This window comes from Heliomarina sp., from assembly GCF_052826185.1.
The window spans coordinates 203327-217696 of sequence record NZ_JBRBUI010000017.1 but is presented as its reverse complement, the minus strand read 5'-3'; the positions used below and the strand labels follow the sequence as shown (position 1 = coordinate 217696).

The 14370-nt window shown below is 59.4% G+C and carries 10 protein-coding genes; 7 read left to right on the top strand and 3 right to left on the bottom strand.

The annotated features are described in order from the left end of the window. Nucleotides 1–16 precede the first annotated feature (16 nt). Entirely contained in the window at nt 17–1024 is a 1008-nt protein-coding gene (locus tag ACU0FH_RS06335; protein ID WP_446193851.1) for a dimethylarginine dimethylaminohydrolase family protein, read from the top strand. Nucleotides 1025–1056: 32 nt separating this feature from the next. On the opposite strand, the gene ACU0FH_RS06330 is transcribed toward ACU0FH_RS06335, so the two are convergent. Next, nucleotides 1057–1950 (bottom strand): LysR family transcriptional regulator, encoded by an 894-nt coding sequence (locus ACU0FH_RS06330; RefSeq protein ID WP_446193850.1) that lies wholly within the window; start codon nt 1948–1950, stop codon nt 1057–1059. A 115-nt stretch (nt 1951–2065) separates the two neighbouring features. Between ACU0FH_RS06330 and ACU0FH_RS06325 the strand changes: the two genes are divergently transcribed. From ACU0FH_RS06325 to ACU0FH_RS06315, 3 genes are read left to right on the top strand one after another with little or no spacing between them, the layout of a single operon-like run. Continuing rightward, nucleotides 2066–3055, top strand: coding sequence for a membrane dipeptidase (locus tag ACU0FH_RS06325; RefSeq protein WP_446193849.1), 990 nt, complete (start codon nt 2066–2068; stop codon nt 3053–3055). Nucleotides 3056–3110: 55 nt separating this feature from the next. Beyond that, nucleotides 3111–4742, top strand: coding sequence for a hypothetical protein (locus ACU0FH_RS06320; RefSeq protein WP_446193848.1), 1632 nt, complete (start codon nt 3111–3113; stop codon nt 4740–4742). Continuing rightward, nucleotides 4742–5383: a DUF3726 domain-containing protein gene (locus ACU0FH_RS06315; protein WP_446193847.1), complete on the top strand. Its 642-nt coding sequence runs from the start codon at nt 4742–4744 to the stop codon at nt 5381–5383. Before ACU0FH_RS06320 ends, ACU0FH_RS06315 begins: the two co-directional genes overlap by 1 nt. 350 nt (nt 5384–5733) lie before the next feature. Here the strand turns inward: ACU0FH_RS06315 and ACU0FH_RS06310 are convergent, their stop codons facing one another. Further along, nucleotides 5734–7392: an NAD+ synthase gene (locus tag ACU0FH_RS06310; protein ID WP_446193846.1), complete on the bottom strand. Its 1659-nt coding sequence runs from the start codon at nt 7390–7392 to the stop codon at nt 5734–5736. A 159-nt stretch (nt 7393–7551) separates the two neighbouring features. On the opposite strand from ACU0FH_RS06310, the gene ACU0FH_RS06305 reads away from it, so the two are divergent. Next, on the top strand, nt 7552–8952 hold the full coding sequence (locus tag ACU0FH_RS06305) for an MORN repeat-containing protein (RefSeq protein ID WP_446193845.1): 1401 nt from the start codon (nt 7552–7554) through the stop codon (nt 8950–8952). 151 nt (nt 8953–9103) lie between these two features. Here the strand turns inward: ACU0FH_RS06305 and ACU0FH_RS06300 are convergent, their stop codons facing one another. Then, nucleotides 9104–10864: an ATP-binding protein gene (locus ACU0FH_RS06300; RefSeq protein WP_446193844.1), complete on the bottom strand. Its 1761-nt coding sequence runs from the start codon at nt 10862–10864 to the stop codon at nt 9104–9106. Between the two features lie 548 nt (nt 10865–11412). On the opposite strand from ACU0FH_RS06300, the gene ACU0FH_RS06295 reads away from it, so the two are divergent. Together ACU0FH_RS06295 and ACU0FH_RS06290 are read left to right on the top strand one after the other, a co-directional pair. Then, nucleotides 11413–12987, top strand: coding sequence for a 2-isopropylmalate synthase (locus ACU0FH_RS06295; protein WP_446193843.1), 1575 nt, complete (start codon nt 11413–11415; stop codon nt 12985–12987). Nucleotides 12988–13289: 302 nt separating this feature from the next. Further along, a complete protein-coding gene (locus ACU0FH_RS06290) occupies nt 13290–14336 on the top strand; it encodes a rod shape-determining protein (protein ID WP_273544985.1) in 1047 nt (348 codons plus the stop codon). Nucleotides 14337–14370: the final 34 nt, after the last annotated feature.

The following is a 14370-nucleotide window of genomic DNA, read 5'->3' as shown; positions in this document are numbered from 1 at the left end:
ACGCACGGAGACACACATGTCGATCATCACCGAACACGAGTATCGGTATAACAACCTGATCAAGGAATTCGGATCAAAGGCCGAACCGGCCTTTGAAAGCGAAGAGCAACAGGTCAACGTCTGGGGCCGCCGCTGGGGCTGCAACAACGATGTCGGCCAGCTTCGCATGGTGCTCATGCACCGCCCGGGCGACGAGATGAACGTCGTCGACCCGTCGAAGAAACTGAATGACATCGGCGCTTGGGGCGACGTCAAGGCGGGCTGGTACTGGCGCGGGCCGGAACTTCCCGATTTCGACGAAATGCGTTCCCAGCATGACGAATACGTGAAGGTGCTGCGCGAGGAAGGCGCCGAGGTCGTCTATCTCGACAAATGCGCCGAGGGTAAGATGAAGTCGGTCTATTGCCGCGACAGCGTGATTGCCGTCGATGGCGGCGCGATCGTCACCCGCATGGGCCCGCCGATCCGCCGGGGCGAAGAACTGCCCGTCACGCGGACGCTCGCGAATCTCGGCATGCCGATCCTGCGCACCATATCCGGCACCGGACTGATGGAAGGCGGCAGCTTTGCCTTCCTCAATCCAACCAATGCGGTTGTCGGCATCTCCTCGCGGGTGAACGAGGAAGGCGCGCGGCAGGTCGAGGAAATACTCGCCCCGCAGGGCGTTACCCTGCACCGTGTCCAACTGACCGGTTACCGTCTGCACATCGATGGCAATTTCGTCATGGTCGACACGCATACAGCTTTCCTGAACCCCACGCTGCTGCCCTTTACCTTTCTCGAAACGCTGGAAGAACTGGGCATCAAGATGGTCGATGTCAGCCCTGACGATCACCCTGGTGTTCTGAACGTGTTGGCAACCCGCCCCGGTCGCGTGATCGTCGGTCACGGCATTTCCGAGCGCACGCAGGAAAAGCTGGAAAAGGCAGGTATTTCGACCCGTTACGTGGAATACGACAAGGTCGCCCAAGGCGGCGGCGGTCTGCACTGCTCGACCGGCCCGCTGATCCGCGATCCGCTCTGAAGACTACCGGGTGGCGCTTACGGCGCCACCCGTCACCCATCAAGGGTCCCCGCGTCGCTCAGGACAATCTCTTTCAGATGATCCCGAAACGCGACAGCCGCTGGCGCCAGATAGGCGCCGCGCTTTTGCAGCAAACCGATATCCCGCCAAATCGCACCCTCCGCGCCATGAAACGGCAGGCTGGTCAGCCCCGTTTCCAGCGGTACCGCCAGTTCCGGCAGGATCGTCACGCCGATCCCCTGTCTCACCAGCGCGATCAGCGATGTCATGTTCCGAACCATCAATCGGGGGCCGGTACGGGCCGCCAAAAGATCACTGCCCGGAATGACGGCCGTGGACCCGTTCGCGATCACCGTTTCGTGCTTTAGATCCGCGACGGTTATAGGCTTGTACAACTCGGCCAGCCTGTGCCCCTCACCGCACAGAACCACGAACCGATCCGAAACCAGCCTCTCGAACTCTACCTGCGCCCCCTGACGCGGTCGTCCGCCCACGCCAAAATCGATGGCCCCGGTTTCAACCAGCGACACGATACTTTTCGTATCTGCGTCCATCAGGTCCAGTTCGACCTCGGGGCGCGTTTCCAGAAAACTGGAGATTGCCCGGGGCATGATCCGGTAGCCAATGGACGGCACCGTGGCAAGGTTCACGCGACCTACCTCGTTACGCGCAAAGGCCCGGATAGACTCCGTCGCCCGCTCGAAAGAGTCGATCTCGGCACGCGCGATGGCATAAACGTGTTCCCCCAAATTGCTCAGCTTTGCCTTTCGGTCGCCGTCGAAAAGGGCACCGCCGATGTGCTCTTCAAGTTGCTTCAGGCTCATGGAAACCGCCGCCGGGGAACGCCCGCGCCGCTCTGCCGCGTGCAGGATATTGCCCGCCTCGGCTACCGCGACGAACATTTTAAGCGCTTCGTGCTTGATCATGGCCAGCCATCTCCACTTCAAGTTCCTTGAAACAAATGCCAGAAGTTTCGATTTGCCTCAAGTCAACCCATGGCGTCAACTGAGGACGCAACCTTAGTCATCCCGGGACGCGATCATGCAGGACACAGCCGAAACTCCGTCGCTTCTGATCGACGGCCTTCAGTACTGCGACTGGTCCGAAGACGTCTTCAGAGAGTTGGTAGAAACCGGCATGACCGCAATCCACGCCACTGTCACCTACCACGGCAATTTCCAGATGTTTGTACAGGACGTGATCGAATGGAACCGGCTGTTCGAAACCTATCCGCAATACATCATCAAAGGCCGCAGCGCCGCAGACATCCTCACGGCCAAGGCCTCGGGCAAAACGGCCGTCTTTCTCGGGTCGCAGAACCCGTCGCCAATGGAGGACAACCTCGGGCTTTTCGAGGTTGCCCATGACATGGGTCTGCGCGTCATGCAGCTGACCTACAACACGCAAAGCGCATATGGCTCTGGCTGTTTCGAACCCACCGATAACGGCATCTCTCTCATGGGTCGCGAAGCCATCGCCGAAATGAACCGGCTCGGGATGCTGATCGACATGAGCCACAGCGGCCCGATCTCGACCCTGCAGGCCATCGACCTATCGCAGCGCCCTATTTCTATCACCCATGCCAATCCCTTGTTCTGGCACGACTCCGCTCGCGGCAAGAGCAATGACATCCTGCGCGCGCTCGGACAGACTGGCGGCATGCTTGGATTCTCGCTCTACGCCCACCACCTGCGCAACGGCGCCGACTGCACGCTTAGCGATTTCTGCGAAATGGTCGCGAAAACCGCCGAGATCATAGGCCCTGAAAACATCGGCATCGGCAGCGATCTCTGTCAGAACCGACCCGACAGCGCAGTGGCCTGGATGCGCAACGGCATGTGGCGCAAGGACAGGCAGCCGGTCGCCTTCCCCGAACAGCCGGCATGGTTCAACCGAATCAGCGACTTTCCCGGCATCGCCGACGGGCTGCGCAACGCCGGGTTTTCCAATACCGAAACGAACGGTATCATGGGCGGTAACTGGATGCGGTTTTTCAAAAGCACATTCCAACCCGCCGTGTTACAGGGGTAGCAGACGCATGGACAGCGCAAGTCCAGCATTGAAAAGGCGCACCCCGGATGAGGTCATGACCCTCACATCGCTTGGCGCGATGTTTCCCACACGCCTCAGCTTCATGCGGCTCCTGCTGCGGCGGGTGGCCCGCGAAAAATGGAAGATGGATCCGCCGCGGCTTTCTCTTGATGCGCAGGGTTACGGCAGGGCGATCTACACCATCCGGACACCTCAACGCGCCTATAGCCTCGTAGCATTCTCTCAAGAAATCCCCGATGAGCGTCGTACCGATCGGGTCATCGCCGAGGTCTGGGACACTACCTATGTGCTCTACGACGGCATTCCCGATCAAGCCGAAATGGACCGGCTGTCAAACTGCGTCCCGCTGCAAGAGGCCGGGCGTTTCACGCCCCGCGAATTGGTTCTGTCGCGCGCAAACAAAAGCATGCGGATGTTCGAACACGTGGCGGATAAACTGGCCAGCGGGCAACAACCCGCGCTGGCCGACCTGCGCCGCGTGGGCTACCTGATGCGGACCACCGCCGTTTACGGCAATGGCAAGTTCGGCATCGCAGATCGCAGCTGGATCTCGGATCGCGCGGAGTTCCAGGCGCCTTTTCAGGCTGAAATGCTGACCGTCTGGCTGATCCGTCTCTTCACGCTCGACCTTGTCGAACATGTCGCGCGGCATCGCGGCGGCGCGTCCGCGGCCTCCCTTGCCGGGCGTATCCGGCGGTTCATCGGCATCGGAAATGCAACGGGGCTGGGTATGGCGCCCTTCCTCATCAATCACCCCGAACTGATCGGTCGCTGGATCGAAGCGCGCGAAACCGCCATCGCACGGGTCCGCGCCATCGCCAAACCCACGCAAACCGAGATCGGGACGTTCCTTCGATGCGCCGAACGCGCCCTGTCGTATCTTGGCGAATGGCAGGTCGAGGATAGCGGATACGCCTCTCGCATCCGAATCACGATCCATGAAATCGAAGGCGTGATCACTTGGCTAAGGTCGATCACCGATCCGACCTGCCTGTGGGATCAAATCGCATGCCATGCCTTGGCCAAATTCTCACCCGACGGCGCAGAAATGACGCTGAGCCTGATCCTCGAACCCTACGGCGATCTGATCGACGATCTGGAAGAGAGCATGTCGTTACACGATGGTACCCCGATCCGTGCAGATCAGACCCTCTCGGACCTGCGCCGCCGTCTCGTGGCGACCTACGGCTGGGCGTTGGGGTCAGACGTGTCGCAAGAGCAGAGGCGTCATTTCTGGTATGTCTCCGCCGCCAAGCAGGAACCCCGTCTTGGTGAAATCGGAGTGGACGAAGGCGACGACAAGGCCTTTGCCTTCGACTACGCTTTCCAGTCCCAGTCTCTGCTGGCGGCCATCGACAGCCTTCCGCCCAATGCGGATCTGGGCAGCCTGCTCCTGAACCACCCGGAACTGCTCGACATTGTCGAAAGGCTGGAGATTCAGCAGTCCCAGCCCTTTGCCGAAATTCGCGAAAACCTTGTGGGGCCGGATCTTGTGCCGCTTGCGCTGCTACGCTGCAAGCTGGCCTTTTTCGGCGCCGCCAAGTTTGACCCGCTTTCCGACAAATGGCTCCGCGTGACGCTGTTTCAGGGGGCACCCAGTTCCATCGCCGACCTGCAAGAGACACCTGACGACTGGATCTTTACGCATATCGGGCAAGAGCACTGATGGAGCTCGCCCTTTCGGAATTCGCCGCCCTGCTAACCAAGGCCGCGCGCGGCGCGGGGCTTCCGGACGGCCTCGCCCGACAGAACGCCGCTCTCGTCGCACCCCTTCTCACCGCCGGTCTTCCAGCTGCGGAAATTGCCGCCCATGTTCTCACAAGTTTTGCGAACGGAGCTTCTGTAAAAGCAGATCACAGGATCGGTGGAGAGACCCTGTTCTTGGCTGCTGACAAGCCGCTTTCGACTTTTGCCTCCGGTATAGGCGCGGCGTATTGGCTTGCCGGAGGCGACGGGCGACGCATCGAAGGTAGCACGCCCGATGACGCCCGCTGGCTGCTCGCGGCGATCGCGTATTGTACCCGTGCCAGCGGCAAGGCTTATGCGATAAGGCAGCCAGATGGTAAGGTGATCGCTACGACGTGTGACGGCGCTGTCATCATGAAAAACTCCGAGGCCGACATGCAGCCCGACAAGTTTGTTATCGAAAGCCAAAGTGTTTCGGCACACCCAACAAGCAAAATACCCGCTTATGGAACCGTGCAGATCTCACCCGAGACGGCCACCAGCCTGACAACACTGGCCAGTTTTACCCTAGTAACCGACTCCGAGCGCTCACGCCTGAAGGGAGCAGGGCCTGGAAACTGATCCACCTGAAATTGCCAATTCTTGGGGAAAAAACTTTTCCTTTGATATTGAATATATAGCCATGAATTTCCGCCTAGAACAAAAAACTGCACGAGTTAATGGTTGACAGAATGACTCGCCGATCAATAGCATGAAAACAGGCAAACTCAACTGAGATGAAAGCCACTCACAAAGGACTCGCCGGGACCAATCGACATGCGAACCAATCACGCGCTATTTGGGATTAGCCGTGAAATTATAATAGGTTAGCAGGACTTCATTGCAAAGTTCAGCGCGAGAAAGCAGTCGAGCAGAAACGAAACCGCCCGACATAATTGTCGGGCGGTATTTTTTCGACAACATGCCTGAAATCACGACGGATCGCGCCACTGGTTGGCAATCGGATAGCGCCGGTCGAGCCAGAAAGCCCCCTTGGTCAACCGGGCCCCGGGAGCGGACTGGAACCGCTTGTATTCACTGATATAAATCAGTTTTTCGACCTTTCTCGCGACCTCGCGTTCAAAGCCCGCCGCAACGACATCCGCAATCGATCCATTCTGATCCACAAGGATTTCAAGAATAGCATCAAGTTCCGGGTAATCGGGCAGGCTGTCGCTGTCCTTCTGGTCGGCGCGAAGCTCGGCCGAAGGCGGTTTCTCGATCACGCGGACAGGTATGACCTCGCCTTCGGGCCCCATCATCCAGTCGCGATGATTGGCGTTGCGCCAGCGACAAGTCTCAAAGACCCGCGTCTTGTAGAGATCCTTGATCGGATTATAGCCCCCCGCCATGTCGCCATAGATCGTGGCATAGCCCACGGCGACCTCGGACTTGTTGCCGGTGGTGAGAAGCATCTCGCCGAACTTATTCGACATCGCCATCAGCAACAGGCCCCGCAAGCGCGACTGGATGTTCTCTTCGGTCAGATCGGGTTCTCGCCCCTCAAACATCGGCGCGAGCGTTTCGGTGATCGCCGCCCTGCCCTTGCTGATCGGCACATAGTCGTAATGGCAGCCCAGCGCCTTGGCGACCGCCTCGGCATCTTCCAGGGACTCCGGCGAAGTATATTCCGAGGGCAGCATCACGCAGCGCACGTTTTCCGGACCCAGCGCATCCGACGCAATCGCGGCAACAATCGCAGAATCCACGCCGCCAGACAGGCCAAGCAGAACTTTCTTAAAACCTGTCTTGCCCATATAATCGCGCAGTGCCTGCACCATGACACGGTAATCCTGTTCGTAATCGTCCGGGTGCGGGTGTTCCTTGCCCTCGACAATGCGCCAGCCCTCAGATCCGCGCTCAAGATCGACATGCGTGATTTCTTCATCGAAGAGAGGCATCTGGAACGCGAGCCGGCCGCCGGGATTGAGACCAAAGGTGCCGCCGTCGAACACCTGGTCGTCCTGCCCGCCAACCATGTTCAGATAGATGAGCGGCAGGCCGGTTTCGATTACACGCGCCACCATCTTGTTCAGTCGTGTTTCGAATTTGCCCCGGTAATAGGGCGACCCATTCGGCACGAGCAGGAACTCGGCCCCGGTTTCCGCCAGCGTTTCGGCCACGTCCTCGTGCCACGCATCTTCACAAATTGGCGAGCCGATACGGGTATTTCCGACCGAATATGGACCGCCGAGAGGGCCGGAGTCGAAAATCCGAACCTCGTCGAACACCGTCTCATTGGGCAGGTGATGCTTCAGAACCGTGCTGGCGATCTTGCCGCCCTTGAGGATGAAATAGGCATTGTAGAGCTCGGTGCCCTCAACCCAAGGCCCGCCAACCGCCAGCGCCGGGCCTTCCGCGCAATCCACCGCCAGCTTACGCACTTCTTCGATGGCCGCGGTATAAAAGGCAGGTTTACGCACCAGATCCTGCGCGTTGTAGCCGGTAATGAACATCTCGGTCATCGCCACAAGGTCGGCCCCGGCCTCTCGCCCCTTTTCCCATGCGTCGCGCGCCATCGCGGCATTGCCCGCCAGATCGCCGACGGTCGGATTGAGTTGCGCCAAGGTTATGCGGAAACGGTCGCTCATACGGCCCCCTGCCATTTCAGTGCTTTGACGTCTTTACCAGATCACCCGCCGGGGAAAAGCGCTTTGCGGCAAAAGACATTGCCCCAAGGGACCACCTCGCCTAATTTCACCTGTGACCGCACTGAATACCGGCGGCACAACGGGCTGACAGGACAAATTATGAAACGAACCAGATTATCACTCGCCACGGTCGTAGCGATTTCTCTGGCAGGCGCTCTCAACGCTCAATCCTCCGAGGTCATGGTGACTCAGGACGATATCGGCGGGGTCTACGAAGGCACGTTCCGCAACGGTTTGCAGCACGGCACCGGCACCTACACGCTTCCCAACGGTTATGAATACACCGGCGAATGGGTCGATGGCGAAATGAAGGGCGTCGGCACGGCCCATTTTCCCAACGGGTCCGTCTATGAAGGCGAATTCGCCAAGGGCAAGCCCGAGGGGATCGGCAAGATCATCCTCTCGGACGGCGGCACTTACGAAGGCGAATGGAAAGACGGCAAGATCAACGGGAAGGGCATAGCGATCTATGCCAACGGCGTGCGCTACGAGGGCGATTTCGTCGATGCCCAGCACCACGGCACCGGCACCATGCAAAGCCCCGGCGGCTATGAATACAAGGGCGGCTGGGACAAGGGCCAGAAACAGGGCGAAGGCACCATCACCTACCCCGATGGCGCGGTCTATGAGGGCGAGGTAAGTGAAGGCGAGCGCAACGGTCAAGGCAAGCTGACCCTACCGGACGGACTCACCTATGTCGGGTCGTGGAAAGACGGCCAGATCGACGGCACCGGCACGCTGACCCAGCCCAACGGCGATGTCTACACAGGCGAACTGGTTGCCGGTCGACGTCAGGGCAAGGGCCGCGTCGAATATGCCAATGGCGATGTCTACGAGGGCGAATTCGTCGATGACCGTCGCAACGGTCAAGGGACATTCACGGGCACCGATGGCTATGTCTATACCGGCTCATGGGTTGCCGGTCAGATCGAAGGAGACGGCAAGGTCACCTACCCCGACGGTTCCGTCTACGAAGGCCAGTTCCGCTCGGACCTCGCCGATGGAAAGGGCAAGATCACCTATCCCGATGGCTCGACCTACGAGGGCGACTGGGTTGCCGGCGTAATCGAGGGCGAAGGCATCGCGCATTTCGCCAATGGAACGGTCTACGAAGGCGAATTCAAGAACGCTCGCAATCACGGACAGGGCGTCATGACCTACCCCGACGGTTATCGCTACGAAGGCGAATGGCAGGACGGGCAGCGGCACGGTCAGGGAACCGCTAGCTATGTCGATGGCTCGGTCTACACCGGCCAATTCGTGAACGGCAAACGTCAGGGCGAAGGCTCAATCACCATGACGGGTGGTTTTGTCTACCGAGGCAACTGGGAAGACGGCGAAATCAACGGCGAAGGCGTCGCGACCTATGCAAATGGCGATGTCTACGAAGGAACCTTTGTCGACGGCAAGCGGCAGGGTCAGGGCACGATGCGCTATTCCTCGGGACAGGAAGCATCGGGCACATGGGAAAACGGCGCACTGAGCAAGCAGGACGGCTGAAGCGGTAAGCATCTGCCACGGCCGAGGATCTTACTGAATTGGCCGGGGCAGTGGCATCACGTCACCCGTCGGGCCACCATCAAGCCCAGACTGGAACCGGCCCAACACCGTAAAATCAGAACCGGAAGACGCGGAGCAAGATCCTGAACGGCTACTTCGCCGCCAGTGGCAACGTCACCGTGAAGGTCGTCCCTTCGCCCAGCACGCTTTCGTATGAAAGTCTGCCGGAATGGCGTTGGACGATGCGTCGGCTGATATGCATGCCGATCCCCGAACCGCCGCCCATGCGCGTATCCGATGAATCGAGCTGGGTGAACATGCCAAAGACCTGCTCTTCGGACCCTTCGGGAATGCCGTGACCATTATCGCTCACACGGATCCGGGCATTGTCCTCGTCGCGGTCCAGCGTGACGACGATCTTTACAGGGTCCCCCGAAAACTTGATCGCATTGGAAAGGATGTTTTCCATGACCTGTTCCAGCGCTTGCTTTTCACCTTCTACGGCCAGCGGCAGATCGGGCAGATGCGTTTCGATCGTGACAGTCTTGCTGCGGCGCTCCTGCTGCACCCGGTCGGCCACGCGTTTGACCAGATCGTCCAGAACGATCCGGTCGAATTTCATGTCCTCTTCGGAATTCTCGAACCTCTGAACCGCGAGCAAGTCGTTCACCAGCCGCGACAGGGTCTCGGCGTTGGTCTCGGCGAGAGTCAGGAGGCGCTCGAAACTTTCGACGTCCCCCTTGTCCTTGATCCGGGACATCAGCTGGACCGATCCCTTGATCACCGTCAGAGGCGTCCGCAATTCATGCGTGATGGTCGAAAGAAACTGGCTCTTGGCAAGATCGGCCGCCCTTGTCCTCGCAGCCGCCTCTTCACGTGCGGTCACGTCCATCAGGGTGAGAAGCCAGCCAAAGCGCTTGCCCACATGCGGCAGCACCAGCGGATTCACACGTGGCGCAAACTTCCGCCCGCCGGCCTCGATGATGCGCATATCGCCATCATCCCCGTTTTCGCCAAGCTGTGACACCATTGTGCCAAGCTGCGGGTGATTGACGACACTCTGACTGCGAGACAGCCCCTCAAGGTGGAAAACCCGTTTTGCATCCGGGTTCGCATCCAAAAGCTTGCCTTCATCGGTGATGAACAGGATCGGATCGCGGGAATTGAGATAAAGATAATCCCGCCCGATGGATTTCATGTCCATCCAGCGTTTGTCCAGCATCAGCCAGATGACCACCCCGGCCGATAGCGAAATAAGCATCGGTGTGGGATCAAGCCCCAGGATCGTCACGTCCGACGTTAGGTAAACAACGTTCCCCAGCCAGGGAAATGCCGTCGCGATCAGCAATTTCTCCACGAAGCGCCGCACAACGACCGGTGCTTTCAGCGCGGCGCGTACCGCAAGGAACAGCGACGCAAACAACACGGCATTGATGAAAACCATGAAAAAGTAGAAAACCGCCCCATGTCCGAATTCATAGCCACGCTCGGCACCGGATTGGATCGGACGAACATACGTATAGAAATGCTCTGCCGTCGGGGAAACACTCGCAGCGACGAACACCACAACTGGCGTGATCAGGATACATTTCACCCAGACCAGCAAAGGCACGGATTTGCGCGTCGCGTATTCGTAGATAAAGAAAGACCAAGCCGAAATGGTCACGACGATGGGGGGCCAGGCCGCTTCGCCCCAGAACTGAGCGCATTCGGAGGTTTGGCTCGACGCTTCGAACATCGGGCAGATCAGCCAGAAAAAGCAGCCGTAAAGCGCTAGCCTCGCCCATTTATGCCCGCGCGTGTTTGGATACCGGTTAAGCGCGACAAGCACCCAGGCGACAAAACCGCAGGTCACCAAAAGGACAATAACCGCCGGGTCGCTGACGTTCAGCTGCAGGCAAGACTGTCTCAATTCAATTGAACCTTAGTACCCATTACCGACTGCCCCGGGCATTTTTTGCCCGGAGTAACCGGAACAGTACCCTGATTTTCGGATTGGGTACTTTAACGAATATAAAGAATCCACCCGTGCGCGAAGAAAATCAGAAAAGAAGAATTTTAATGTCTCACTTTTAGCGCAGGTATTGAGACCTTCGATTATATTTTGTAACTAAAATTACTTCGCCATTCCCTGACCGAATGCGGCAAGCGGGAAAAACTACTACTCTTAAAGGATTATCGAAAGTCCCTTTGGCACTGAGCTTCGCCTCTCAAGGCTCTGCAGTTCCCACCAAAAGTAGGCGCAGCGGGAAAATCGGGGGTTTCCATTTACCAAGATGGCGATATAAATCGCCCCCATGACACGACACGCACATATCGCGACCCTGCCCGCTTTTTGCGGCGCCGTCCTGCGTGGCCTACTGATCCTAACCCGCCTCTGAGCGTGCCATCCGGCGCGCCCGCTCAGAGGAGGCAGCCCGCGCGCCATTGGCATTAGGACAGATACGGAAAGATACTCAGATGACACAAGCAACCGACAAAGATCGCGTTCTGATCTTCGACACGACCCTTCGTGACGGTGAACAATCGCCCGGCGCGACCATGACCCACGCAGAGAAGCTCGAAATTGCCGGGCTGCTGGATGAAATGGGCGTCGACATTATCGAGGCCGGGTTTCCCATCGCCTCCGAAGGCGACTTCAAGGCGGTCAGCGAAATCGCGCAGAACTCCAAGAACAGCGTGATCTGCGGCCTTGCCCGCGCGCAATTCCCCGACATCGACCGCTGCTGGGAGGCCGTCAAGAACGCCGCCCAACCGCGCATCCACACCTTTATCGGCACCTCGCCGCTGCACCGCGCCATCCCGAACCTCACGCAGGATCAGATGGCCGAGCGCATCCATGAAACCGTGACCCATGCACGCAATCTCTGCGACAACGTGCAATGGTCTCCGATGGATGCCACCCGGACCGAATGGGATTACCTTGCCCGCGTCGTGGAAATCGCGATCAAGGCCGGTGCAACCACGATCAACATTCCCGACACCGTCGGTTACACGGCGCCCGCCGAATCCGCCGATCTGATCAAACGCCTGATCGCCGAAGTTCCCGGCGCGGAAGACGTTGTCTTTGCCACGCACTGCCACAATGACCTTGGCATGGCGACGGCGAACTCGCTGGCCGCAGTGGCGGGCGGTGCGCGCCAGATCGAATGCACCATCAACGGTCTTGGCGAACGCGCGGGCAACACCGCGCTGGAAGAAGTCGTCATGGCGCTCAGGGTCCGCCATGACATCATGCCCTGGACCACCGGCGTCGACACCACCAAGATCATGAACATCTCGCGCCGGGTCGCGACCGTGTCGGGCTTTCCGGTGCAGTTCAACAAGGCCATCGTCGGCAAGAACGCCTTTGCGCATGAATCCGGCATCCATCAGGACGGCATGCTCAAGAACGTCGAAACCTTCGAGATCATGCGCCCCGCGGATGTGGGCCTGACGGAATCCAACCTCGTCATGGGCAAGCACTCGGGCCGCGCCGCGCTGCGCGATAAACTCAAGAACCTCGGGTTCGAGGTCGGGGACAACCAGCTCAAGGACGTCTTCGTCCGGTTCAAGGAACTCGCCGACCGCAAGAAAGAGGTCTATGACGAAGACCTCATCGCATTGATGCGCGTGGGCGAAGACCCCGAGAACGACCGCCTCAAGATCACCGACCTCAAGGTCGTCTGCGGCATGCACGGCCCTCAGACAGCCGAGCTGACCATGATCATCGACGGCGCGCCGCAATCCACCACCCAATTCGGTGACGGCCCGGTGGATGCGACATTCAACGCGGTCAAGGCACTCTTCCCGCATTCCGCGCGGCTGCAGCTCTATCAGGTGCACGCCGTTACCGAAGGCACCGACGCGCAGGCAACGGTCTCTGTCCGCATGGAGGAAGACGGCCGCGTCGTCACAGGCCAGTCGGCGGATACCGACACCGTTGTCGCTTCGGCCAAGGCCTATGTAAACGCGCTCAACCGCCTCATCGTCCGGCGCGAGAAATCCGCCCCCGGCGAGGACAAGCGCGAAATCAGCTACAAGGACGTGTCCTGACACGAAAGGGGCGCGGTCGGCTGATCGCGCCCCGAAAATCGCTGGTGCGGCATCAAACGACCGCTTCCCAAGTCAGATGAATATCTCTAGACTCGTCTTATGACCCGCTTGCTTCGACGCAGGTTCACAGCGTGGAAATAGGCACACTGGCTAAGCAGACCCCGCAAATTTGGCGGATTGGCGCTAGGTAGCGCTGAAACGACCCTTTCACACATCGTTCACCAAGCCTATAACAACCACGCCTGTCGTCTCACACGAGTCGAGGGCCAATAGGCAGTAGATTTTTACAGGATCCAGACTTCATGGGAATCTTTGACATATTCGGTGGCCTGTTCACGTCGGACATGGCAATCGACCTCGGCACTGCGAATACGCTCGTATATGTCAAAGGCAGGGGGGTCATCCTAAGCGAGCCCTCCGTGGTCGCCTATCACGTCAAGGACGGTGTGAAAAAGGTTCTGGCCGTAGGCGAGGACGCCAAGCTGATGCTTGGTCGTACCCCCGGTTCCATCGAAGCGATCCGCCCCATGCGCGAAGGCGTCATCGCCGATTTCGACACCGCCGAAGAGATGATCAAGCACTTCATCCGCAAGGTCCACAAGCGCTCGACTTTCTCCAAGCCCAAAATCATCGTCTGCGTCCCGCATGGCGCCACCCCGGTTGAAAAGCGCGCGATCCGCCAGTCGGTTCTGTCGGCAGGTGCGCGCCGCGCCGGCCTGATTGCCGAGCCCATCGCCGCCGCGATCGGCGCGGGGATGCCGATCACCGACCCGACCGGCAACATGGTTGTGGATATCGGCGGCGGAACCACCGAAGTGGCGGTCCTTTCGCTCGGCGATATCGTTTATGCCCGCTCGGTCCGCGTCGGCGGTGACCGCATGGACGAGGCGATCATCTCTTACCTGCGCCGCCAGCAGAACCTGCTTGTCGGTGAATCGACCGCCGAGCGCATCAAAACCTCGATCGGCACGGCGCGCATGCCCGACGACGGGCGCGGCAGCTCGATCCAGATCCGGGGGCGCGACCTGCTCAATGGCGTGCCGAAGGAAATCGAAATCAGCCAGGCCCAGGTGGCCGAAGCGCTGGCCGAACCAGTACAGCAGATCTGCGAGGCCGTGATGGCCGCGCTCGAGGCGACGCCGCCGGATCTCGCCGCCGACATCGTCGACCGGGGCGTGATGCTCACCGGTGGTGGTGCGCTGCTCGGCGATCTCGACCTGGCGCTACGCGAGCAGACCGGGCTGGCGGTTTCAATCGCCGATGAATCGCTGAACTGCGTGGCGCTTGGCACCGGCAAGGCGCTGGAATACGAAAAACAGCTGCGTCACGCGATCGATTACGACAGCTGACACCACCTGACATCCCGGCCCCGCCGGTTGTCAG